The organism is Mesorhizobium sp. B2-4-3 (assembly GCF_006442815.1).
GTDB lineage: Bacteria > Pseudomonadota > Alphaproteobacteria > Rhizobiales > Rhizobiaceae > Mesorhizobium.
Map to the genome: position 1 here is coordinate 121039 of NZ_VFVL01000002.1, position 24252 is coordinate 145290.

Consider the following 24252-nt stretch of genomic DNA (forward strand, 5'->3'; position numbering starts at 1 on the left):
GACGCCGATCGCAGCTGTTCAGACCACGGCCAACGCCTTGAACACAAAGCTGTGATCGACAAGGTGGCGGCGGAAAAACGCCGCTGTTGCGCCGTCCTTTGCCCCGCGCCGGTAACGGTCACGCTCGTATGTTCTATTTCATTTCGATGTGATATCTCGCCGGCGCTGAAGGCCAGGCGGCGATGGGAAAGCCATCCTGGTCGGAACGCGGGGTGCGCTATGACGGTAACCAAGCCGGTTTTCGACCGTTTGGGGTTTTGGCTGTGGGTCGGGTCGTTTCTGATTGTGCTTGGCCTGGCGCTATGGTCGCCCGATACGCGTTCGGTGGTCTATATCTACAGATATGGCAGCGAAGCTTTCCTGAACCGTGAGCCGCTGTATCACGTCCAGGACGCGATGGGGTATCTCTACGCGCCCGCCTTCGCCGCCCTCTATGTTCCCCTGCTGAAGCTCGGGCCCTATCTGGGCAATATCTTGTGGCACATGCTGGGCTTTTCGGTGCTGACCTTTGCCGCGATGCGTCAGGTGCGCAAGATCGACGGCCAGGAGCGGACATGGCTGCTGTCCTTCGGCCTGTTCGTCGCCTTGCCGATGGCGCTGGCGGCGCTTCGCAACGGCCAGGCGACGATCCTGCTCACTGGGGCGTGCTGGTTTCTCACGCTTTCGGCACTCGACGGGCGCCGGGCTGAAAGCTTCTTCTGGGCAACGCTTGCGGTCATAGCCAAGCCCACGGCGATCATCATGCTGCTTCTGGTGGGAGCGCTGCGTCCCAGGCTGATACCGGTGTTGGTGCTGGCGGTGCTCGTCGTGCTCGCCATCCCCTATGGTTTTGCGTCGACCGACTACATCAACGCCCAGTACCACGATTTCTTCCGCATGCTGACGTCGATGACGGTCGACCCAACTGGCCCCTTCGTTCCGGCCGACTTCACGGCGCCTTTCACACGGTTTGGGATGCCGCTGTCCGAAGCCGAGGCGACGACCGTGCGCGTCGTCGCGGGGTTGCTTACGCTTTGGGCGGTGCTCCAGTTGGACCGCAGGCTGGACTCCAACATCGGCGGGCTGGCCATATTCCTCGTTGCGGCGTTCTACATGTGCGTCTTCAATCCGCGGGTCGAGCAGAACACCTATGCCATGGTTGCGGTGCCGGCCGGTCTCTCCATCGCCCTGCTGTCGCAGGAGAAGGGGGCCGGGATCATGCGCTGGTTTTTGGCAACGCTCCTCTTCGTCACCGGGCTGACCAGTGTCGATCCGCGACTGCACGATTTCTTCCACCTATGGTTCTGGCCAATCAGCATCACCGTAATTGGCTGCGCGCTCATCGGCTGGTTCTGGACGCAAGGCAGACAGAAGGTGCCTGCCGCCGGAGCTGTCGCGCATGGCTGAGATGCTCGACATCATCGCGCCGTTCTTCAACGAGGCCGAATCCGCCATTGCGTTTGTCGGGCTGCTCGACAGGCTGGAAGTGGCCGTGGCCGAGCGCTTCGGCATGACCGTCCGCAAGATACTCGTCGACGACGGCAGCCGCGACGGCAGCGCCGAGACATTCGCGGCGGCGTTGTCGGGCTCGTGGGAGATCGTGCGGCTCAGCCGCAATTTCGGCAAGGAAGCGGCGGTGCTCGCCGGCCTTGATCATTCCCGTGGCGACATGGTGCTGATCATGGACTCCGACCTCCAGCATTCCGTGGATATCAGCCTGAGGATGATCGGCGAGCTGGTCGAGAATCCGGAGATCGATGTCGTCTACGCGCAGAACGACCGGCGCGAGGGGAGCTGGCGGCGCAGCCAGCTGGCGCGGCTCTTCTACAAGCTGATCAACAGCAGCCAGCGCTTCGATATTCCCGAGAATGCCGGGGACTTCCGCGTCATGCGCGGCGTGGTGGCGCGAGCCTTGACCAGCGTGCGCGACAAGCGCCGTTTCAACAAGGGCCTGTTCGCCTGGGCCGGCTTCCGCCAGAAGGCGGTACTCTACTCGCCGGAGAACCGCGCCGGCGGCACGTCGAAATGGACAAGGTTCAACCTGATCGCGTTCTCCCTGGAAGGGTTCACCTCGTTTTCCGTGATCCCTTTGCGCGTCATCAGCCTCATCGGATTGCTGGCGGCATTTGCCAGCCTCGCCTATGGCGTGAAGGTGCTCTTCGAGGTGCTGTTCTACGGCATCGCCGTGCCTGGCTACCCAAGCATCATGGTCGCCGTCGTGTTGCTGGGCGGCCTCAATCTGGCGCTGCTCGGCCTGATCGGCGAGTATGTCTGGGTCACGCTCAGCGAAAGCAAGGACCGCCCCGTCTACATCGTGCGCGATGTCCTGCACGGCAATGCCGCCGAGCAGGTTGCCGCCGACAAATGACCAGGTCGATCCGCCTGATCGCCGACGATTACGGCCTTGCGCCGGGGGTATCGAGCGCGATCCTCGACCTTATCGAGCGTGGCCGCCTGACCGGGACCAGTTGCATGACCGGCTTTCCCGAATGGGAAGACGCGGCGGCGCGTATCAGGCCGTTCCGTCAACGCGCGGCCGTCGGGCTGCACCTGACCCTCACCGATCAGACCGCCGCAACCGGTTCGTCCAGCCTGGCGCCAGACGGCAAGTTGCCCAGGCTTGCCTCTCTTGCGCTGCCGGTGCGGCGCGGGCGCATCGACGAGCGGGACGTTCATGCCGAGCTCGACGCCCAGTACGACCGCTTCACCGAAGCGCTGGCCGGCCCACCCGACCACATCGACGGACACCAGCACGTGCATTTCCTTCCGGTGGTGCGGACTTGGCTGCTTGCCCGTTTTGAGGAAAGTGCGCGCAGGCCGGCGCTGCGAGGCGCGCCGGGATTTCCCGGCCTGGACGCGGCAGCGGCCAAGATCGCGGCGATCGCCACGCTCGCCGCGGGCTTCAACAGATCGATGCAACGGGCGGGCTTCAGGCTCATGACGCCGCTTTCCGGCATCTATGACTGGCGGCAGCCGCAAAAATTCGCTCCGATGCTGCGCGCCGCGATCGACACCTTGCCCGAACAAGGGGTGTTCATGTGCCATCCGGGCCGTGCCGATGACGTGCTGCGCGCTCGCGACCCGATGCAAAGCGTGCGCGAGGTCGAATTTGACTTTCTGGCTTCAGACGATTTCGGCGTCAGTCTCAAGCAGGCCGAAGCCCGTGTCATGGACGGCAGTGCATGAGCGGGGCCGGCCAGCCGCGGCGTTCGACCGGCAACAAGATCGTCCGCTTCGCTTTGGTCGGGCTGGTGAACACCGGCATCGACCTTGCCGCTTTTTTCCTGTTGCTCAAGCTCGCGGTGCCGGCTTTGGCCGCCAATGTCGGCGCCTGGTTCATCGCCGTGCTCTTCTCCTTCGTGGCGAACGGCTTCTGGTCGTTCGAGCGGGACCCGAATATCCGGCTGCACCATTCCTTCCTGCGCTTCGCCTCGCTTGGAGCGCTGATTTCGCTTGGAGTCTCCAGTCTCTCGATCGCCGTCCTGGCCGGGGCCACGGGCGTGTGGCCGGCCAAGATCATCGGCGTCGTGGTGGCGGCGGTGCTGAACTTCCTGGCGGCGCGCTGGTCGATCGAAGGCCGGCTGCTGAAATAGCGGAGGCGATGGCGTGAGTTGACCACGCCGAATGGCAAGGTGTCTATTAAACTTCAGAAAATAGCGCGAGGCTTGGCCCATGAAACTACTGTTGTTTGCCGGGATAGTCGTTTTGTCTGCGACAGCTACATTTTGTGCTGAAGCTGCTGACAAGGTTCCCCCTACTTGGCGCAAATCGATGACCAACGATCCGGGCACAAACTATTTTCTCAACAAAAATTCGGCCTCTTTGGGTGATCCAGCATCGACGGCAATCAGAAATATCATGCTGGCACGTGTTGTCGCCTCAGAGTGCCAGTCAGCGCGGCTCAATAATGCAAAGGTCAAGGCCTATCGCGATAGAATGCTCGGCTCGCTTCTGCAGGATGCAATGAAAACGGCAGCATTTACGGCCGGCAGTGAATTGCGCAGCTTCGACTATGAAACGCTCGCGCATCTTTGTGCCGGTATCGACTATCAATTCGGGCCGAAAGGCGTGCTGATAGCAGGAGCCGTTTCACCCGGTAAGGGTGAGCCAAGATATCGCTATGACCCGAGCATTCCATACATTCGATTGCCCGATTTCACCGGCAAGTAGCGGAGCAGCTTAGTTCTGGCTGATCGCTATTCGGCCGGCTCCGCGTCGATGTAAGCAGCTTCCTCGAGCTCGCGCTTCAGGCGCGCTTCCTCGTGCGCTTTCGGCGTGACGAAGCGGCCAAGCAAGAGATAAGCGACAGGGGTCAGGAACAAAGTCGAGACGGTGGCGAGCCCAAGGCCGCCGACGATGACCCAGCCCAGCGCGACGCGGGCTTCCGCGCCGGCGCCGGCGGCGAGCACCAGCGGCACGCCGCCAAGCACGGTGCAGATCATGGTCATCATCACCGGGCGCAGCCGAATGGTCGAAGCCTGTTCGATCGCTTCGCGCACGCCGAGCCCACGGTCGCGCAACTGGTTGGCAAACTCGACGATCAGGATGCCGTTCTTGGCCATGACGCCGACCAGAAGCACCAGTCCGATCTGGCTGTAGGCATTGAGGCTGGTGCCCGACAGGAGCAGCGCGAAAATGGCGCAGGCGAGCCCGAGCGGCACCGTCGCCATGATGATGACGGCACTGACGAAGCTCTCGAACTGGGCCGCCAGCACCAGAAGGATGATGACCAGCGCGAAGCTGAAGACGGCAATCATGGCGCTGTTGCTCTCGCCGAGCGTGGCGGCTTCGGCAAGCGGCAGGATGCGCGCGCCGGGCGGCAGCAGCGGCGTCGCGATCTCCTCGGCTCGGGTCAGCGCCTCGCCGAGCGCGAAGCTGTTGTCGAGATTGGACGTGATCGCGACAGAGGGCTGCTGCTGCTCGCGTGTCAGCGACGGCGGCACGGCGCGCTCGGTCAGCGTGGCGATGGTCGACATCGGCACGAAACGGCCATCGGACGTCTTCAGGAAGATGTTTTCCAGATCGGTCGGATCGTTGATCGGGTTGGTGGTCGAGACCAGCTTCACGCCATAGCTGCGGTCGGCGATGTAGACGTCGACGACATCGTTGCCGTCGAGCATGGCCTGCAGCGTGTCGGCGAGCCCGGTGATGTCGATGCCAAGATCGGAGGCGCGTTCGCGATCGATGGCCACGGCAAGCTGCGGCTGCGTCGGGTCGACGGAGAGGCGCGGCGTCTGGAAGCGCGCATCCTGACGCATCTCTTCGACGATCTTCACAGCCGCCTCGCTGAGCGCCTTGCGGTCGTTGCCGACCAGCGCGAATTGCAGGCCGTTGCCGGCACCGCGAATGCCGAGGCTGTTCGGCTGCACCGGAAAGACGCGCACGCTCGGCACCTGCCTGGTCAGGCGGCTGATGTCGGCCATGATCTCCTGCTGGCTGCGGCTGCGCTCGTCCCAGGGCGCCAGCGTCATCACCATGAAGCCCGAATTGTAGGAGCCGTTGTTGCCGGCGTTTTCGAAGGTCGAGCGGATCTCGCCGGAATCGCGCAGCGGCTGGATCAGCCGCTCGATCTTGCGCATCTGCTCGGTCGTGTAGTCGAGGCTGACGCCTTGCGGCGCGCTGATGCGCAACAGCACCACGGCACGGTCTTCCGTCGGCGTCAGTTCCTGGCGGATGGTGCCGAACAGCGCAAACGCGGTGCCGGCGAAAATGAGCGCGACCAGGACAACGATCCAGGGTGCGTCGAGGCAAAGACGCAGGCAGTGCCTGTAGAGCCGATGCAAGGCGCCGCCGATGCGCGCGCCGATGCCGGTGCCGCCTTCATGGTGAAGCGATGCGCTGGTCAGCATGCGCGAGGCAAGCATGGGGCAGAGCGTCAGCGCGACCACGCAAGAGAGCAGCACGGCCATCGCCAGCACGAAACCGAATTCGCGGAACAGGCCGCCTGTCTGTCCCGGCAGGAAGGAGATCGGCACGAAGACGGCAACCAGCGTCAGCGTGGTGGCGACGACGGCGAAGAACACTTCCTGCGTGCCAAGCACCGCCGCGGCGCGGGGCCCCATGCCTTCGTTGCGGCGTCGCACGATGTTTTCGAGCACGACGATGGCGTCGTCGACGACAAGGCCGGTCGCCAACACCAGCGCCAGCAGCGTCAGGATGTTGACGGAGAAGCCGGCGAGATAGATCGCCGCGATGGTGCCGATCATGGCGACGGGCATCGCCAGGCCGGGGATCAGCGTGGCGCGCCAGTCGAGCAGGAAAGCGTAGATGACGACGAGCACGATCGAAACCGACAGCGCCAGCGCGATCTCGACTTCGTGCACGGCGCCATTGACGAAGACGGCGTCGTCGCTGGTCACCTTGATGGACATGCCGGCGGGCAACGTCTCCTGCAGCTTGGCGACGGCGGCCCTCACGCCGGTCGAGATGTCGAGCGTGTTCGATTCCGCCTGGCGGATGATGCCGAGGCCGATACCGGTCTTGCCGTCGGAGCGCAGCGAGGTCTGGCCGATATCGGGCCCGAGCGTCACGGTGGCGACGTCGCGGATACGGGTCGCGCCACCGATGACGATGTTCTCGAACTCCTCCGGCGTGGTCACGTCGGCGGTCGTGCGGACGATGAGGTCCTGATTGGTCGTGGTGATCGAGCCGGCCGGGGAATCGAAGGCGACCGAGGCCAGCGCCTTTCGAAGGTCGGCGACGGTGAAGCCCAGGCTCGCCAGCTTGTTCTGGTCGACGTCGATGCGGAAGATCTTGTCACGGTCGCCGGAGACCTGGACGTCGGCGACACCCGGCACCGCGGCGAGCTCGTCCTCGATGCGGTCCTGCACGAACACCGTCATGTCCTGCACCGACATGGTGTCGGAGGTGACGGCCAGCCGCATCACCGGGTCCGAATTCGCGTCGGCCTTGACGATGCGCGGCGCGTCGGCAGTCTCGGGCAACTGATTGGTGATCCGGCTGACGGAATCACGCACGTCGGAGGCCGCGACGTTGAGGTCGACGCCGTCGTTGAATTCGATGGTGACGCGGCTTTGGCCGAAGGAGGAGGTGGACGAGATCGACTTGACGCCGGAAACGCGCGCGACGGCGCCTTCGATCGCGTCGGTCAGCTCACGGTCGACGGTTTCGGCGGCTGCGCCCTCGAAGGTGGTGTTGACGGTGATGACGGGGCGGTCGACATCCGGCAATTCGCGGATCTCGACGCCCCAGAAGGCGGCAAGCCCGGCCACCGCGATCAGCGTGTTGAGCACGAAGGCCATGACCGGCCTGCGGATGAAAAGCGCCGTCAGGCCAGATCCCGCTGCGGCGTCGCCGCCGCGGCTCATGAGCCCTCGGTCCCGGCGGCGCGATCCTGGCCGGCGATGCGGACATCGCCGCCTTCGCTGACGCTCTGCGTGCCTTCGGTCACCACCATGTCGCCGCTCACGACCGGAGCGTCGATCAGCACGGTCTCGGTGTTGCGCTGGATGATGCGCACCGGAACGCGCTTGGCCTTGCCGTTGGCGACGGCCCAGACATAGGCGCCGTCGGTCCCCCACAGGATGGCGAGCGGGCTGACGGCCGGATAGGTATCGCCGGGGAAGCGCATGCCGATCTGGAAGGACATGCCGGCGCGCAGCGAATCGGCGGGGTTGGCGATCGTCGCTTTCACGAGCAGCGTGCGGCTGTTCTCGTCGATATGGTTGTCGATGGCCGAGACGGTGCCGGTATAGACCTGGTTGGGGTTGGCCAGAGGCGTGGCTGACAGCTGAGCGCCAACCTTGACCGCGGCGGCGAAGCGTTCCGGCACCCAGAAATCGACCAGGATCGAGGAGCGGTCGTCAAGCGTGGCGATCGCCGACTGGCTGCTGACGTAGTTGCCGGCGGCGATCGGCAGGATGCCGACGGTGCCTTCGATCGGCGCCACGACCGAGCGGCGCTCGAGCGCGAGCTCGGCATCGCGGAGCGCCAGCCTGGCGTTGGCGAGCGTCACCTGGGCGTCGGCGACGGCAACGGGCGTGGCCGCATTGGACGCCCTGAGCGACTTCACCCGGTCGAGCTTGGACTGCGCATCCTCGATCGCCAGCTGGGCGCGGTCGCGCGCGATCACTTCCGTCTCGGAATCGAGCCTGGCGATGACATCGCCTTTTTCGACATGCGTGCCGGACTGGACCAGCAGCTCGGTGAGGCGTCCGGACGAGTATGGATTGACGGTGACGGTCGCGTTGGCGCGGCCGGTGCCGATCGCCTGCAGCCTGTCGTTGATGGTGGCGGTGCCGGCGGGCGAAGCGACGATGGTGACGATCTGACCGTCGCGGTTACGCCCGGACTGGCCGGTGCCGGCGGCGCTTTCCGTCGCGGGAGGTGTCGCGGCGATAGCCCAATCCATTCCCCAACGCGCCAGTATCTGAGGCGCGCCGGGATAAAAGCGCGCCCAGGTGGCCACGGCGGCAACCAGAATCACAAGCGCTGCGACAATCTGTTTCCAGCTCGGCATCGACACTCCAGCGGCAGGACTCGTCTGCCGGATTCCAGCCGAAGCAGGCACTTCGACGACACGGGCTGGGGGCAAAAAAACCGGCCACGCCACACCCCGATATCAGCGGTTTATGGCAATTATCACGCAATCGTGCACATTAAATCTCGGTAACGTGAGGTTGGGACGCGGTTCGGACTCTTGCGTTTTGCCGCATTTCGCCGCCCGCAACCGGCTTCCGCCTCGCTAGACCGTGATGGCGTTTCGTTGAATCGCAATCCCGGTCCAACTCTTTGTTGGAGCATGATCTTTCCCCGAAAACCGGTTCCCACTTTTCGGGATCATGCTCTAGCGGAGGCTTTCGAGATCGCGGATGCGCTTGGCGCCGGCCGCTTCCAGTTGCCGCGTCACGGCACCGATCAGCGTCTCGGCGACCACGAACAGAGCGGCGGAGGAATCCCAGGCCGAAGGCACGGCGGTGCGCCCGGCGATCACATGGCGGGCGAAGCGGGCGATCGGCGACAGCCACTGGTCGGTGAAGAGAATGATCTGCACGCCGCGGTGATGCGCCTTCTCGGCGAAGCGGACGAGACTTTCCTGGTAGCGGCGGATGTCGAAGATCACCAGAACGTCGCGCTTGCCCATGTCGATGAGGCGGTCGCGCCAGATGCTCTCCTGGCCGGCGAGATGATAGACATCCGGCTGGATGATGGCCAGGTGAGCGGCCATGTAGCGCGCCAGCGGATCGGTGAAGCGGCCGCCGATGAGGAAGGTCTTGCCGCGCCGTTCGGCAAGCCGCGCGGCTATGTCGGCGAGCTGTTTGTCGGAAAGGTGCCGGAAGGTCTCGCGCATGTTGTCGAGCGTCGCCTCGAGCATCGGCGAGACGGCGCCGCCGGTCGAACTCGGATCGAGCGTGCGCGAAGCGGGCGACTGCAATTGCGCCGCCAACTCATCCTGCAGCGCCGACTGGAATTCAGGGTAGTTCTGGAAGCCGAGCCTGGCGACGAAGCGCAGGATCGTCGGCGAGGACACGCCGGCCGCGGCCGAGAATTCGGCGACCGTCTTCAGCCCGGTCAAGGGATAGTTGGCAATCAGCGTCTGGGCGGCGCGGCGCTCGCCGGCCGGCATCGTCCCGATGCGGTCCGAGATCAGTTCGGCAATGCTGGAAATCATGGTTTTCCCCCGCCTGTTCGCCCGTCGCCGCCGTTTTCCCGAATTCGCGTTTGACAAAGCCGGTCAAACTGTATGAAATCATTCACAGGGACGCAATGAGACAAAATACGTAACATACGATACAGCGCTCCCCCAGGGGACGGCAGTATGGAGAAAGCACGGCCCGCCAGCCTTGCACCGTCTGAAACCGTAAGGGTGACGAACCCCGGCGGCTCAAGCCCCTTCGTCTTCACCTGCGATCACGCTTCCAATTTCCTGCCTGCCGAGTTCGGAACGCTTGGCCTGCCGGCCGAGGCGCTTTCGCGCCATATCGCCTGGGACCCGGGCGCGCTTCCCGTCGCCAGCCGAATGGCCGAGGCGCTCGACGCGACCTTGATCGAGACCCGCGTGTCGCGGCTCGTCATCGACTGCAACCGGCCGCTGGACGCGCCGGACCTCGTGCCGCCGGTCAGCGAGACGACAGCCATTCCCGGAAATTCGGGCCTGTCCGACAAGCAGCGCGCCGCGCGGGTCGATCTTGCCTGGCGCCCGTTCCACGACACGGTCGCTGAGATCATCGACAGGCGGCTGGCGCGCGGCCAGGAGACGCGGCTGGTGTCGGTGCACTCCTTCACGCCGGTCTACAAGGGCAAGAGCCGGCCATGGCATATCGGCATCATCCATGACGAAGATCGCCGGTTGGCAGCGCCGCTGATATCGGCGCTGCAGCGGCTCTCCGGCGTCACCGTCGGCGTCAACGAACCCTATTCGCCGACCGACCGCGTCTATTTCACGCTTGAACGGCACGCGCGTTCGCGCGGCCTTGCCTGCGCGATGATCGAAATCCGCAACGACGAAATCTCCGGCGAGACCGGGCAGCGGAAATGGGCGGATCTGCTCACCGGCATATTCTCGAATCTGGAGCCCGACGAGGCCAGGGGCTCCCGACAACGCGCAATGGGAAAGTCAGTACAATCGGCCAGCTAAGAACCAGATAGGGGACTTCCAAAATGAGACCTGAAGAAATCGACAAGTCTGAGGACGTAAAAGTCCTTCACAGCATGGGATACGCCCAGGAATTGGCTCGCCGCATGAGCGGCTTCTCCAACTTTGCCATTTCCTTCTCGATCATTTGCATTCTGGCGGGTGGCATCACCTCGTTCCCGCTGGCCATGGCCACCGGCAGCGGTTTCGAGGCGACCATCGGCTGGGCCGTCGGCGGCGTCTTCGCGCTGGTCGTCGCCGCGTCCCTCGGCCAGATCGGCTCAGCCTATCCGACCGCGGGCGGTCTTTACCACTGGTCCTCAATCCTTGGCGGACGTGGCTGGGGCTGGGCCACGGCATGGATCAACCTGCTTGGCCTGATCTTCGTTGTCGCGTCGGTCAATGTCGGCGTCTATGCGCTCTTCAAGGACCTCGTCTGGGCCGGCGTGTTCGGCCACGATGTGTCGGCTTGGGGCTATCAGGAGCAGGTGATCGGGGTCGTGATCATCACGGTGACGCAGGCGCTTTTCAACCATTTCGGCATCAAGTTGACCACCGCGCTGACCGACTTTTCGGGCTATCTTATCCTGGTCGTCGCGGTGGTGTTGACCGCGATGTTCCTGATCTGGGGTGCGAGCTGGGATTTCTCGCGACTGACCACTTTCGTCAACAATACGGGTGATGCGGGTGGCGGCTATGTGCCGACGGCACGGACGGCGCTGGTCGCCTTCCTGATCGGTCTTCTCTATCCACTATACACCATCACCGGTTTTGACGCCTCCGCCCATACCTCGGAGGAGACCCACAACGCCCGGGTGGCGGTGCCGCGCGGCATGATCCATTCGGTCCTCTGGTCATTGGTCTTCGGCTTCGTCATGGCCGTCTCTTTCGTGCTGGCAAGCCCGGATCTGGCGGCGACTGCCAAGGACGGCGCCAACGCTTGGTTCAATCTCTTCAACAACCTGCCGGCGCCGTTTTGGTTGAAGAGCATCATCGCCATCGCGATCGTGGTAGCGAACTACATCTGCGCGCTGGCCGGACTGACCTCCACCTCGCGCATGATATTCGCCTTCGCGCGAGATGGCGGCCTGCCCGGCTCCTCCATGTGGAAAACCGTCAGCCCGACATGGCGCACGCCGGTGGCGGCGATCTGGCTTGGAGCCGTCCTCTCGATCGCAGCGACGCTTTACTCGCCGGCTTTCGCGGCTTTGGCGGCCGGCTGCGCGCTGTTCCTCTATGTGTCCTATGCGATGCCGGTGGCGGCTGGCCTTTTTGCGGAAGGCAAGAGCTGGACCGAATTCGGTCCGTTCCGTCTGGGCATGTGGTCCAAGCCGTTCGCGATCATCACCATCCTCGGCGTGCTGATCCTGATGTATGCCGGTATCCAGCCGCCCTTCGATATCTTGATCAACTATGCCATCGGCTTGATCATCCTTCTCGCGGTGCTGTGGTTCGGACTCGAATCCAAGCGGTTCAAAGGCCCGCCGATCGGGGCCGATATTGCTCGCCGTCAGGCGGAAATTGCGGCAGCCGAAGTGGCGGTCGGCGAGACCGGCCACTGATACTTCGCTTCATGGCCATGGCCGGCGCAACGCCGGCCATGGTTTTGTTTCTCCCTTTCAATCGACAAGCGCTGGAGTGCCAAAGGAATGGCCGGGAATTTCTCGTTCGATCAGTTGAAGAAAGCGGTCTCTAACGGCGAGATCGACACGGTGTTGGCCTGCATCGTCGACATGCAGGGCCGGCTCTCGGGAAAACGCTTCCTGGCCCAGTATTTCGTCGATTCCGCGCATGGCGAGACGCATGGCTGCAACTATCTTTTGGCCTGCGACATCGATATGGAGCCGGTGCCGGGCTACAAGGCGGCGAGCTGGTCGAAGGGTTATGGCGATTTCGTCATGAAACCCGACCTGTCGACGCTGCGGCGCATTCCGTGGCTGGAGAAGACGGCGCTGGTCATCTGCGACGTGCTCGACCATCACGACCATGAGGATTTGGCACACTCGCCGCGCGCGATCCTGAAGAAGCAGGTCAAGCGCCTGCAGGAGCGCGGCTATATCGGCTATTTCGCTTCCGAGCTCGAATTCTATTTGTTCAGCGAAACCTACGATTCCGCGCGCAAGAAGCACTGGCAGGGGCTCGACAGCGCCTCGCCCTATATCGGCGACTACCAGATCGGCATCACCAGCAAGGAAGAAGGCGTCATGCGCCGGCTTCGCAACGAGATGGAAGCGGCCGGCATTCCGATCGAGAATTCCAAGGGCGAGTGGGGCCCTGGGCAGGAAGAGATCAATGTGCGCTATGCCGAAGCGCTCGAGATGGCCGACCGTCACGTCATCCTGAAGAACGGCGCCAAGGAGATCGCCGATTCCGAGGGCAAGGCCATCTCCTTCATGGCCAAGTATAATTACGGCCTCGCCGGCAATTCCAGCCACATCCACAATTCGCTGTGGAGCGCCGACGGCAAGACGCCGCTGTTCTTCGACAAGAAGGCCGATTGGACGCTGTCGAGCCTCGGCCAGCAGTGGGCGGCCGGGCAGCTCAAATACGCCAAGGAGTTCACCTGGTTCCTAGCGCCCTACATCAATTCCTACAAGCGCTTCCAGGCCGGCACCTTCGCGCCGACCAAGATCATGTGGAGCGAGGACAACCGCACCGCCGGCTTCCGGCTGTGCGGCGAGGGCACCAAGGGCATCCGCATGGAATGCCGCATCGGTGGCGCCGATCTCAATCCGTATCTCGCCTTCGCCGCTTTGATCGCGTCCGGCCTCGCCGGCATCGACGAGAAGCTGGAGCTGCAAAAGCCGTTCGTCGGCGACGCCTATCAGGCCTCACGCCTGCCCGAGATTCCGAAGACGCTGCGCGACGCCACCGAGACGCTGGCCAAGTCGAAGATGCTGAAGCAGGCCTTCGGCGACGACGTGATCGAGCACTATGTGCACACCGCCCGCTGGGAGCAGTTCGAATACGACCGCCGCATCACGGATTGGGAGCTGCACCGAGGTTTCGAGCGGTACTAAAAAGATAGTAATATACTATCAAAACTTGACCGGAAATTCGGACCGAACTAAATTTATCAGATGACCGAAGGAACCAAATATCATCCGCTGTTCGAGCATCTGCTGTTCTCGGGCCAGGGCCATTTGTCGATGAGCTTCGGCGAGATCGAACAAATAATAGGTGGCCGCTTGCCGCCGTCGGCGCGACAGCGCGAGGAATGGTGGGCGAATAGTCCGAGCGGCCACAGCCAGGCGCGCGCCTGGCTGCGCGCAAATTACAGGGCGTCTCATATCGATCTCGCGAAGGAACGGGTGGACTTCAATCTGGAGGGATGGCCCGAGGGCTATCGAAAGCCGAATATGGCTATCGCGGATAAGGGCCGTCCGGGAATGGCGGAATCAACGCAGGCCAGCTACGAATCTCCGCGCGAAGCCGCCGACCATCCGCTCTTCGGCATATGGACCGGCAAGGTTACACTCCGCGAAGGGCATGACTATACCAGACCGGCCTTTGAGCCAGACGTGTTGCCGTGACGCATAGGCTGCTGCTCGACACCTGCGCGATCATATGGATCGCGCTGAACGAGCCGATAAGGCCGGAGGCCAAGATCGCCGTCAACGAGGCTGCCGCCGTTGACGAGAAGATCCGGGTCTCGCCGATTTCGGCCTGGGAGTTGGGCCTGCTGAGCTCCAAAGGCCGGCTGGCGGCGACAAAGTCGCCGGCAGCCATTTTCGGCGAAGTGATCGCCACGCCTGGCATCAAGGTAGAGGCTCTTTCGCCGGAGCTATTGATTGAATCGTCTTTCCTGCCGGGATCGCTTCATGGCGATCCGGCGGACAGGATACTGATCGCAACAGCGCGGGCGTTCGATTTGACGCTCGTGACGCGCGATCAGTCGATACTTGACTATGCAAGAGCAGGGCATGTTCGCGCCCTTGCCTGCTAATGCCTTACCTTTCGATAGCTGGAGAGCGTTTAATTGGAAACCATAAAACTCAAATCCCCCATCGACGGCTCGATCTATGCCGAGCGGCCGGTCGCGAGCGACCAGGCGATCAACGCGGCCGTCGAGCGTGCCAGGGCGGCGCAAGAGAAGTGGGCCGAGACGCCGGTCGTCGAGCGCGGCAAATACATGCTGGCGATGCTGGAAGCCCTGGTTGCGATGAGCGACGAGATCGTGCCTGAGATCGCCTGGCAGATGGGCCGGCCGGTGCGCTATGGCGGCGAGTTCGGCGGCGTCAAGGAACGCACCAGCTATATGGTCGAGATCGCCGAAGCCGCGCTGAAGCCGGTGCTGGCCTCCAATCCGAAGGACGGCTTCCGCCGCTATGTCAAGAAGGTGCCGCTCGGCGTCGTCCTGGTGATCGCGCCCTGGAACTATCCGTATCTCACGGCAGTCAACACGATCGTGCCGGCTTTGATGGCGGGCAGCGCCGTTATCCTCAAGCATGCCGCGCAGACGTTGCTGGTCGGCGAGCGCTTCAGCCAAGCTTTCGACAAGGCCGGCCTGCCCAAGGGACTGTTCCAGAACCTGGTCATGAACCACGCCCAGACCGAGAAGCTGCTCGGCTCCGGCAAGATCGACCATGTCAATTTCACCGGCTCGGTCGGCGGCGGCCGCGCCATCGAGAAGGCGGCGGCCGGCACTTTCATGACGCTCGGCCTCGAGCTCGGCGGCAAGGACCCCGCCTATGTGCTGCCCGACGCCAAGATGGATCATGCGGTCGCCAATCTGGTCGACGGCGCTTTCTTCAATTCCGGCCAGTGCTGCTGCGGCATCGAGCGCGTCTATGTGCATGAGAAGGTCTATGACGAGTTCGTCGAGGGTTTTGTCGCCGAGACCAGGAACTATGTCGTCGGCAATCCGCTGGAGCAGGCGACGACCATGGGGCCGATGGCGCAGGCGCGCTTCGCCGACCTGATCCGCGAGCAAAAGGCCGAGGCGCTGCGCAAGGGCGCCAAGGCGCATATCGACATGAAGGTCGAGAACGACAAGCCGGGTTCGCCCTATCTGGCGCCGGAAGTGCTGACCGAAGTCGATCACCAGATGAGCGTCATGCGCGAGGAAAGTTTTGGGCCGATCGTGGGCATCATGAAGGTGCGCAACGACGAGGAGGCGATCGCGCTGATGAACGACAGCCCCTACGGGCTGACCGCCTCGATCTGGACGCGCGACACCGAGCGCGCAATTGCCATCGGCGACCGTGTCGAAACCGGCACGGTGTTCATGAACCGCTGCGACTATCTCGACCCGGCGCTGGTCTGGACCGGCGTCAAGGACACCGGCAAGGGCGCCGCGCTCTCGGCCATCGGCTACGACAATCTGACCCGGCCGAAATCCTATCACCTGCGTGAAGCAATCTGACTTTTTGAAAGACAAGACATGTCCAAGCTGATCTCCAAATGGAACTACCCCACCACCGTCCGTTTCGGCGCCGGGCGTGTCAAGGAACTGCCGGACGTGCTGGCTGCCACGGGCATCAAGCGCCCGCTCTTCGTCACCGACCCGGGCCTGGCAAAACTTCCGGTCGTCGCCTCGACGCTGAAGATCCTCGACGACGCCAAGGTTCCCTATGGCGTGTTTTCGGAGGTGAAGCCGAATCCGGTCGAGTCCAACCTCACGGCCGGCATCGCCGTGTTCAAGAAGGGCAAGCATGACGGCGTGATCGCCTTCGGCGGCGGCTCGGCGCTCGACCTTGGCAAGCTGATCGCCTTCCAGGCCGGACAGACCCGGCCGGTATGGGATTTCGAAGATGTCGGCGACTGGTGGACCAGGGCCAATTCGGACGCGATCGCGCCGATCATCGCGGTGCCGACCACGGCGGGAACCGGCTCCGAGGTCGGCCGCGCCGGCGTCATCACCAATGAGGCGACCCACACCAAGAAGGTCATCTTCCATCCGAAGCTTTTGCCGGCGATCGTCATTGCCGATCCGGAGCTGTCGGTCGGCATGCCGGCCTTCATCACCGCCGGCACCGGCATGGACGCGCTCGCGCATTGCCTGGAGGCCTATTGCGCGCCGGGCTATCACCCGATGGCCGACGGCATCGCGGTGGAAGGCATAAGGCTGGTGTTCGAGAACCTGCCCAAGGCTTTCGCCAACGGCAAGGATCTGGTTGCCCGCGCCCATATGATGAGCGCTGCCGCCATGGGTGCCGCCGCCTTCCAGAAGGGGCTGGGCGCCATCCATTCGCTGTCGCACCCGATCGGCGCGCTCTACGACACCCATCACGGCATGACCAATGCCGTGTTCATGCCCTATGTGCTCGCCTTCAACAGGGAGAGCGTCGAGGAGCGCATCGCCCGGCTCGCCGCCTATTGCGGCATCAAGGGCGGCTTCGACGGCTTCGCCAAGGCAGTCATCAGGCTGCGCAAGGAGCTCAAGGTGCCGCATGCGCTGCCCGGCCTGATCAAGGGCCTCGACATGGACAAGAAGCGCAAGGCGCTGATCGCCGACATGGCAGTGGTCGACCCGACCGCCGGCGGCAATCCGGTCAAGCTCACCAAAAAGGCGGCGCTGACGCTGCTCGAAAATACGATCGCCGGCTCCGTCTGAGAGCCGGCTTTCAATGCGAAGAGTTGAATGAAGAGGCGTTCCAAAGGGGAAGGGAGAGGGCAAAGGGCAAGGTGAATAACCATTAGCCGGAAAATTAAGCGCGGGCTAATTGCTACAGTCCGTTAAAAAGAGTTAACTTTTTTGGCCGCGGGGCTCGGGTTTCAAAAAGCCTTCATCTGGCTGTCACACGAAAACGATACCCGCATCGCAGGCGCTTAAACGCGCCAGTTCAACGGAGAGAACACATGTTCAAGTTCACGGGGAAAGTGCTTTCCCTCTCGGCCGCGGCGCTCTTCGCGTCGACGGTGATTTCGTCCGCGGATTCGCTGGACGATCTCGTCAAGGCCGCGAAGGCTGAAGGCCAGCTCACCACCATCGCGCTTCCGCATGACTGGTGTGGCTACGGGGCAGTGATCGACGCTTTCAAGGCTAAGTATCCGGAAATCAAGATCAACGAGCTGAACCCGGATGCCGGCTCGGGCGACGAGGTCGAGGCGATCAAGGCCAACAAGGACAACAAGGGCCCGCAGGCGCCCGACGTTATCGACGTCGGTCTGTCCTTCGGCCCGACAGCAAAGGCCGACGGCCTGCTGATGCCCTACAAGGTGTCGACCTGGGACTCGATCCCGGACAGCGCCAAGGATGCCGATGGCGCCTGGTACGGCGACTATTACGGCGTGCTGTCGTTCATGGTGAACAAGGACCTGATCAAGGAATCGCCGGCCGACTGGGCCGACTTGCTGAAGCCGGAATTCGCCAATTCGGTCGCGCTCGCCGGTGATCCGCGCGCTTCGAACCAAGCCATCCAGGCAGTCTATGCCTCCGGCCTGTCGTCGGGCGCCGCCGCTGGTGAAGCCGCCGGCACCGCTGGTCTCGACTTCTTCAAGAAGCTCAATGCCGCCGGCAACTTCGTTCCGGTCGTCGGCAAGCCGGCGACGCTGGCCCAGGGCCAGACACCGATCCTGATCAACTGGGACTACAACGCGCTTGCCGGCCGCGACACGCTGAAGGGCAACCCGCCCGTCGACGTGATCGTGCCGAAGACCGGCGTCGTGGCCGGCGTCTATGTGCAGGCGATCAGCGCCTTTGCGCCGCATCCGAATGCCGCCAAGCTGTGGATGGAATACCTCTATTCCGACGAAGGCCAGGTCGGCTGGCTGAAGGGCTATTGCCACCCGATCCGCTTCAACGATCTCGCCAAGAACGGCAAGATCCCGGCGGACGTGCTGGCCAAGCTGCCGCCGGCGGAGTCCTATGCCTCGGCGGCTTTCCCGACGCTCGACGAGCAGGGCAAGGCCAAGGAAGCCATCAGCAAGAACTGGGACGCCACTGTCGGCGCCAACGTCAAGTAAGACTTGAAGTCCACCGGGCGGCCACTTGGCCGCCCGGCTTTCCCTCGAAGACGGTGCCCGGGCGCATGACCGATCTATCGCTGTCAAATCAGTCAGTTGCCACCAAGCCCGCGCCGCCGAACGAGGCGACCGCCTTTCGCCTGCCGACGCAATGGATCGGCGTGGCGCCATTCTTCGTCTTCACCCTGATGTTCCTGATCATGCCGACGCTTTATCTTGTCATCGGCGCGTTTCAGACCGGGGAAGGCGGGTTCACGCTCGACAACGTCCTGCAATTGGTCAGCGATCCTTCAATCAGCAACTCCTATTGGGTTTCGATCAAGATCAGCTTCTGGTCGGCCATCGTCGGCGCATTTGCCGGACTGGCGATCGCCGTGGCCATCGTGCGCGGCGGCCTGCCCAGCTGGGTTCGCTCCGCGACGCTGACCTTCTCGGGCGTCGCCTCGAATTTTGCCGGCTTGCCGCTTGCCTTTGCGTTCATCGCAACGCTCGGCCGCGTCGGCATCGTCACGGTGCTGCTGCGCGACATATTCAACCTCAACATCTACGCGATGGGGTTCAATTTCCTGACCACGTGGGGCCTGATCGCGGTCTATCTCTTCTTCCAGATTCCGCTGATGGTGGTCATCATCGTGCCGGCGGTCGATGGTTTGAAGAAGGAATGGAACGAGGCGGCCGCCACGCTTGGCGCCACCCAGTGGCAGTATTGGCGCATGGTGGTGATACCGGTGCTGTTTCCGAGCTTCCTCGGCACCGTCATCCTTCTGTTCGCCAACGCCTTCGGCGCCATCGCAACGGCCTATGCGTTCGCCGGCCCGCAGCTCAACATCGTTCCCATCAAGCTCTATTCGCAGATCAACGGCGATGTGCTGCACAATCCGCAGCTCGGCTACGCGATCGCCTTCGGCATGATCGTCATCACCGGACTGGCGAATGTCTTCTACATCTGGTTCCGGACCCGGTCCGAGAGGTGGCTGAAATGAAGTCGGGCAAATTCTGGGCCTGGGTCGTCTTCGGTATCGGCACGGCCTATTTCTTCATCCCGCTGCTGGCGACGTTCGAGTTTTCGCTGCGCATGCGGCGCGGCGTCCATTCCTTCGACGCCTATCAGGTCGTGCTCGGCGATCCGCGCTTCCAGGCGACGTTCCTGTATTCGGTGGTCGCCGCGATCTTCACCATCATTCTCGGCGTGCTGATCGTGGTGCCGGCCGCCTACTGGATCCGTCTGCGCTTGCCTCAAATCAGGCCTGTCGTCGAATTCATCACGCTGCTGCCGCTGGTCATTCCGGCGATCGTCATCGTCTTCGGCTATATCCGTATGTACGGCTCGAATTCGCCGCTGCCGTTCCTGGCCAGCGATCTCGGCGCCAGCGCCTTGCTGGTGATCGGCTATGCGACGCTGGCGCTACCCTATATGTACCGCGCCGTCGACACCGGCCTTCGTACCATCGATGTCAGAACGCTGACGGAAGCCGCCCAAATCCTTGGTGCCGGCTGGGGCACGATCATCACCCGCGTCATCCTGCCCAATGTGCTGATCGCGGTGCTGTCGGGTGCCTTCCTGACCTTCGCCATCGTCATCGGCGAATTCACCATGGCAAGCCTGCTCAATCGGCCGGCGTTCGGCCCTTACCTGCAGAATATCGGCGCCAATCGTGCCTATGAGCCGGCTGCACTTGCGATCATCGCCTTCGCCATCACCTGGGGCTGCATGTCGCTGATCCAGATCCTGTCCCGCTTCGCGCCGAAATCGGCGAACCGCCCAAATTGATCGAGAGAACCACGCCATGGCCGACCCATTCCTCTCCATCCAGCACGTTCGAAAATCCTTCGGCGCCACTACCGTGGTGGAGGATTTCAATCTCGACGTCGAGCCGGGCGAATTCGTCTCGTTCCTGGGGCCGTCCGGATGCGGCAAAACCACGGTGCTGCGCATGGTCGCCGGCTTCGAGGAGCCATCGGCCGGCAGGATCGTCGTCGGCGGCAAGGACATCACCAGGCTGAAGCCCAACCAGCGCAATGTCGGCATGGTGTTCCAGGCCTACGCGCTGTTCCCGAACCTGACGGTGGCGCAGAACATCGCCTTCGGGCTGAAGGTCGGCGGCATGCCGAAGGCCGATGCCGACAGGCGGGTCGCCGAGATGCTCGACATCATCAAGCTGCCGCAGATGGCCGACCGCTATCCCTATCAGCTGTCCGGCGGCCAGCAGCAGCGCATCGCGCTCGCGCGGGCGATTGCTCCGAAACCCAAACTGCTCTTGCTCGACGAGCCGCTGTCGGCGCTCGACGCCAAGGTGCGCGTGTCGCTGCGCGAGGAAATCCGCTCGATCCAGAAGAAGCTCGGCATCACCACCATCTTCGTCACGCATGACCAGGAAGAGGCGCTGTCGATCTCCGACCGCATCGCGGTGATGTATGGCGGCAGGGCCGAGCAGGTCGGCACGCCGTTCGAGATCTACAACCGGCCGGCGACCAAGTTCGTCGCCAACTTCGTCGGCACGCTCAACGTGCTGGAGGGCAAGGTCACCGACGCCGCGTCCGGCAAGGTGCAGGTCAACGCGCAGGAAGTCTCGCTGAAGGGCAAGCTCAACGGTTCGAAGTCAGGCGACACGCTGTCGCTCGCTCTGCGGCCCGAGGCCATTTCTCTCGGACGGCAGCCTGGCCATGACACCAGCCTTTCGGGCGAGATCGCCGAAGTGCATTTCCTTGGCTCAGTCATCCGCGTGCGTGTCGGCATCGGCGGCAAGACGGTATCGCTCGATACCTTCAACAACTCCACGACGCCGCCGCCTGTCGTAGGCGACAAGGCGGATATTTCGTTCTCATCAGGCGATATGCTGGTTCTGCATTAGGCTATGTCGATATTCAGGTGAGGCCGGCCTGCAAATGGCGGTTTCCTGCGCTTCCGGCCTTCGCCGGCCGAAGCACTTAGGAGTGGCGTGGCAGTTAAATTAAGGCTATGGCCGGCGTAGGCCGGTGCTCACGTACGAAAAGTACGCTCCGCTCCGGTTCTCGGAAACCACCATTTTCGACTCGGCCTGACCTGAATCTCGACATAGCCGAGCCAACTGGACTGAAGTCCTTGAGCCGATGCAAAGTCCACACAGGTGGCGATAGCGGCGCGATGGATAAATCAAGCCTAAGGGTACTGCCAAGCGTCGTGGTTCGCCGCTACGATGAGCCATGGCGCTTTTCGAGCTCACTCTGATCCTGCTTCTCATCGCGGTCGCACTGACGGCGGTATCGCGATGGCTGGAGGTACCTTACCCGTCGCTGCTGGCGCTTGCCGGGGTCGGGCTTGCCTTCGTGCCGGGCGCGCCGACGATCGAGATCGATCCGGAACTGGCGCTGGCGCTGTTCATCGCGCCGGTGCTTCTCGACGCCGCCTATGACACCTCGTTGCGCGACCTGAAGCGCTACCGGCTGTCGCTGGCCCTGCTGGCGCTCGGCGCGGTCGTCTTCACCGCGGTGGTCGTTGCCTTTGTCGGTTGGAAGATGGCCGGCCTGCCGATCGCGGCGGCAATCGCGCTCGGCGCCATCGTCGCGCCACCGGATGCGGTCGCCGCAAGCGCGGTGCTCAACCAGTTCAAGGTGCCGCACCGTCTCACCGCCATCCTGCAGGGCGAGAGCCTGCTCAACGATGCCACGGCGCTGCTGATCTACCGGATTTCGGTTGCGGCAGCGGTCGGCACGCTCATGCTCAAGGACGCACTGCCCGTCATCCTGCTTGCAACGGTCGGCAGCGTCATCGCCGGCTATCTGTTCGGCCGAGTGTCGCTGCTCACGCTGACGCGCATCGAGGACGCGGCAAGCAGCACCGTGGTGCAGTTCGCCGGAACCTTCGCCGTCTGGATCATTGCCGACAAGCTCGGTCTCTCCGCCATCATCACCATCGTCGTCTATGCCATCACCATCGCGCGCACCGGGCCGCGCCGCATGTCGGCCAGACGCCGCGTCAGCGCCTATTCGGTCTGGGAATCGGCCGTGTTCGTGCTCAACGTGCTGGCCTTCGTGCTGATGGGCCTGCAGGCACGGTCGATCATCGGCCGCCTTGCCGGCGATGGGCAAGGCGAGGCCTTTCTGTTCGCCGCAATCGTGCTCGCGGTTGTCATCGGTGCGCGTCTCGTCTGGGTGGCAGGATACGTCGCGATCATCCGATGGTTTGCCCGCAACGACAGCGAGGAAGAAAGGCAGGATGCGCCGACGTTTGCCGGCGCCGTGCTTGTGGGTTGGTGCGGCATGCGCGGGCTGGTGACGCTGGTCGCCGCCATCGCCTTACCGGCCAATTTTCCTGGGCGTGACCCGATCGTGCTTGCCGCTTTCGCGGTCGTGCTCGGCACGCTGGTGCTGCAAGGCATGAGCCTGAAGCCGCTTCTGCGCTGGCTCAATTTCCCGCGCGATACGACCGTCGACCGCGAGGTGGCCGAGGCGCGCGTCGCCATCATGCAGGCCGCGCTCGACGTGCTGAGCCGCAAGACCTCGTCGGCTGCCGCCGTCGTGCGCGAGCAGTACGAGGCGCAGCGGCGGATCGCCGAAAATCCCGACGACGCGCAAGCCGCGACGGAATACGACCGGTTGCGCCTCTACGCCATCAAGCGGCAGCGCGACACGCTGGAGGAACTGCGCAGCAACGGCACGATCGGCGACGAGGCCTATCACCGGCTGGAAGAGGAGATCGACTGGTCGGAATTGGCGGCGTCGCCCGCCGGAAGCTACCAGCCGCTGACGACCTATTAGAGAGTGCCGGTTCGCCGGTCTCCGTTGGACTATTCCGCTTGCCCTCACGGTCCATTGCAACGCGGCAGGTGGAGCGCTACTGCGATCACCAGAAATGAGCCGGTTAATCAATGAAGCTGATCAGCTACAACATCCAGTATGGCTATGGCAGCGACGGGCGCTACGATCTGAGCCGCTGCGCCAGGCTGGTGGACGGCGCCGACATCGTCGCGCTGCAAGAGGTCGAGCGGCACTGGCAGCGCAGCAACGAGGACGACCAGCCCGAGATCCTGTCCAGCCTGCTGCCCGGCTACTACTGGGCCTATGGCCCCGCCTTCGACATGGACGCCAGCGAGAGCCGCGACGGCCGCGTCGTCAACCGCCGGCGGCAGTTCGGCACGATGGTGCTGTCGAAGCTGCCGATCGTCTGGTCGCGGCTGCACACTTTGCCGCTTTGGCGCACGCTGAGGCCGCTCAACACCCGCAACGCGGCGCTGGAGTGCATGATCCGCACGCCGGCGGGGCCAGTGCGGGTGCTTTCGCTGCATCTCGCTCACATCGCGGCCGAGGAGCGGCTGGAGCAGATCGATTATCTCCTTGCCGAGCATCGCCGCGCGCCGTCCGACGGCGGCCCCTGGAGCGGCGTCGACGACGAGCCACAGCGCAACTGGTCGAACGGCCAGCCGGAACCGGAAAACCCGTTGGCGGCGATCTGGCTGGGCGACTTCAATATGGAGCCGGGCAGCGCCGAGTACCGGCGCATCGTCGGCAGCGCGCCCTACCATCGCGGCGCCGCTTATATCGACGGTTTCGTCGATGCCGCGGCCGTTGCCAGCGAGTCCGGGCCGGACTTCCATACGCACGAAAAGATCATCGATGGCAGGCTGGCGAAACGACGGCTCGATCATTGCTTCGTCGGCGGCATGCTGGCCGGGCGCGTGCGTTCGGTAGTCGCCGATATCGGCGAAGTGGCTTCCGACCATTTCCCGCTCAGGATCGATATCGATCTGGAAACGCAGGGCGTCGCCTCCGGCCTGGCGGGCAGGTGAGGCGGG

The 24252-nt window shown here is 63.4% G+C and carries 21 protein-coding genes; 18 read left to right on the plus strand and 3 right to left on the minus strand.

Annotation, left to right across the window (positions count from 1 at the left end; translation table 11 throughout):
- Nucleotides 1–51 precede the first annotated feature (51 nt).
- From FJ956_RS02915 to FJ956_RS02935, 5 genes are all read left to right on the plus strand, one after another.
- Nucleotides 52–1386 (plus strand): glycosyltransferase family 87 protein, encoded by a 1335-nt coding sequence (locus FJ956_RS02915; protein ID WP_246671982.1) that lies wholly within the window; start codon nt 52–54, stop codon nt 1384–1386.
- The gene (locus tag FJ956_RS02920; RefSeq protein ID WP_140673626.1) at nt 1379–2347 is read left to right on the plus strand and encodes a glycosyltransferase family 2 protein; all 969 of its coding nucleotides are present in this window, start codon (nt 1379–1381) and stop codon (nt 2345–2347) included. The genes FJ956_RS02915 and FJ956_RS02920 overlap by 8 nt, the downstream gene beginning before the upstream one ends.
- Nucleotides 2344–3165, plus strand: a complete 822-nt coding sequence (locus FJ956_RS02925) for a ChbG/HpnK family deacetylase (protein ID WP_140673628.1) — start codon at nt 2344–2346, stop codon at nt 3163–3165. Before FJ956_RS02920 ends, FJ956_RS02925 begins: the two co-directional genes overlap by 4 nt.
- On the plus strand, nt 3162–3572 hold the full coding sequence (locus FJ956_RS02930; protein ID WP_140673630.1) for a GtrA family protein: 411 nt from the start codon (nt 3162–3164) through the stop codon (nt 3570–3572). The genes FJ956_RS02925 and FJ956_RS02930 overlap by 4 nt, the downstream gene beginning before the upstream one ends.
- Before the next feature lie 79 nt (nt 3573–3651).
- The gene (locus FJ956_RS02935; RefSeq protein ID WP_181170097.1) at nt 3652–4149 is read left to right on the plus strand and encodes a hypothetical protein; all 498 of its coding nucleotides are present in this window, start codon (nt 3652–3654) and stop codon (nt 4147–4149) included.
- 26 nt (nt 4150–4175) lie between these two features.
- On the opposite strand, the gene FJ956_RS02940 is transcribed toward FJ956_RS02935, so the two are convergent.
- The 3 genes from FJ956_RS02940 to FJ956_RS02950 all read right to left on the minus strand — a co-directional run bounded on the left by FJ956_RS02940 (nt 4176) and on the right by FJ956_RS02950 (nt 9610).
- Nucleotides 4176–7307: an efflux RND transporter permease subunit gene (locus FJ956_RS02940; protein WP_140673632.1), complete on the minus strand. Its 3132-nt coding sequence runs from the start codon at nt 7305–7307 to the stop codon at nt 4176–4178.
- On the minus strand, nt 7304–8458 hold the full coding sequence (locus FJ956_RS02945; protein WP_140673634.1) for an efflux RND transporter periplasmic adaptor subunit: 1155 nt from the start codon (nt 8456–8458) through the stop codon (nt 7304–7306). Before FJ956_RS02945 ends, FJ956_RS02940 begins: the two co-directional genes overlap by 4 nt.
- Before the next feature lie 327 nt (nt 8459–8785).
- Nucleotides 8786–9610 (minus strand): MurR/RpiR family transcriptional regulator, encoded by an 825-nt coding sequence (locus FJ956_RS02950; RefSeq protein ID WP_140673635.1) that lies wholly within the window; start codon nt 9608–9610, stop codon nt 8786–8788.
- Nucleotides 9611–9757: 147 nt separating this feature from the next.
- On the opposite strand from FJ956_RS02950, the gene FJ956_RS02955 reads away from it, so the two are divergent.
- The 13 genes from FJ956_RS02955 (at nt 9758) to FJ956_RS03015 (ending at nt 24246) form a co-directional block, all read left to right on the plus strand.
- Nucleotides 9758–10576, plus strand: a complete 819-nt coding sequence (locus FJ956_RS02955) for an N-formylglutamate amidohydrolase (RefSeq protein WP_140673637.1) — start codon at nt 9758–9760, stop codon at nt 10574–10576.
- Nucleotides 10577–10599: 23 nt separating this feature from the next.
- Nucleotides 10600–12135, plus strand: coding sequence for an amino acid permease (locus FJ956_RS02960; protein WP_140673639.1), 1536 nt, complete (start codon nt 10600–10602; stop codon nt 12133–12135).
- Nucleotides 12136–12222: 87 nt separating this feature from the next.
- Nucleotides 12223–13593, plus strand: a complete 1371-nt coding sequence (locus tag FJ956_RS02965; protein WP_140673641.1) for a glutamine synthetase family protein — start codon at nt 12223–12225, stop codon at nt 13591–13593.
- Nucleotides 13594–13653: 60 nt separating this feature from the next.
- On the plus strand, nt 13654–14106 hold the full coding sequence (locus tag FJ956_RS02970; protein ID WP_140673643.1) for a hypothetical protein: 453 nt from the start codon (nt 13654–13656) through the stop codon (nt 14104–14106).
- Nucleotides 14103–14519 (plus strand): type II toxin-antitoxin system VapC family toxin, encoded by a 417-nt coding sequence (locus FJ956_RS02975; protein ID WP_140673645.1) that lies wholly within the window; start codon nt 14103–14105, stop codon nt 14517–14519. Before FJ956_RS02970 ends, FJ956_RS02975 begins: the two co-directional genes overlap by 4 nt.
- A gap of 33 nt (nt 14520–14552) precedes the next feature.
- Nucleotides 14553–15938, plus strand: a complete 1386-nt coding sequence (locus FJ956_RS02980; RefSeq protein ID WP_140673647.1) for an aldehyde dehydrogenase family protein — start codon at nt 14553–14555, stop codon at nt 15936–15938.
- A gap of 18 nt (nt 15939–15956) precedes the next feature.
- Nucleotides 15957–17129: an iron-containing alcohol dehydrogenase gene (locus tag FJ956_RS02985; RefSeq protein WP_140673649.1), complete on the plus strand. Its 1173-nt coding sequence runs from the start codon at nt 15957–15959 to the stop codon at nt 17127–17129.
- A 245-nt stretch (nt 17130–17374) separates the two neighbouring features.
- On the plus strand, nt 17375–18481 hold the full coding sequence (locus FJ956_RS02990; RefSeq protein ID WP_140673651.1) for an ABC transporter substrate-binding protein: 1107 nt from the start codon (nt 17375–17377) through the stop codon (nt 18479–18481).
- Nucleotides 18482–18669: 188 nt separating this feature from the next.
- Nucleotides 18670–19464, plus strand: a complete 795-nt coding sequence (locus FJ956_RS02995) for an ABC transporter permease subunit (RefSeq protein WP_246671990.1) — start codon at nt 18670–18672, stop codon at nt 19462–19464.
- A complete protein-coding gene (locus tag FJ956_RS03000; protein ID WP_140632509.1) occupies nt 19461–20252 on the plus strand; it encodes an ABC transporter permease in 792 nt (263 codons plus the stop codon). Before FJ956_RS02995 ends, FJ956_RS03000 begins: the two co-directional genes overlap by 4 nt.
- Nucleotides 20253–20268: 16 nt before the next feature.
- A complete protein-coding gene (locus FJ956_RS03005; RefSeq protein WP_140673655.1) occupies nt 20269–21333 on the plus strand; it encodes an ABC transporter ATP-binding protein in 1065 nt (354 codons plus the stop codon).
- 331 nt (nt 21334–21664) lie between these two features.
- Entirely contained in the window at nt 21665–23218 is a 1554-nt protein-coding gene (locus tag FJ956_RS03010; RefSeq protein ID WP_140673657.1) for a sodium:proton antiporter, read from the plus strand.
- A 110-nt stretch (nt 23219–23328) separates the two neighbouring features.
- Entirely contained in the window at nt 23329–24246 is a 918-nt protein-coding gene (locus FJ956_RS03015; RefSeq protein ID WP_140673659.1) for an endonuclease/exonuclease/phosphatase family protein, read from the plus strand.
- Nucleotides 24247–24252 lie beyond the last annotated feature (6 nt).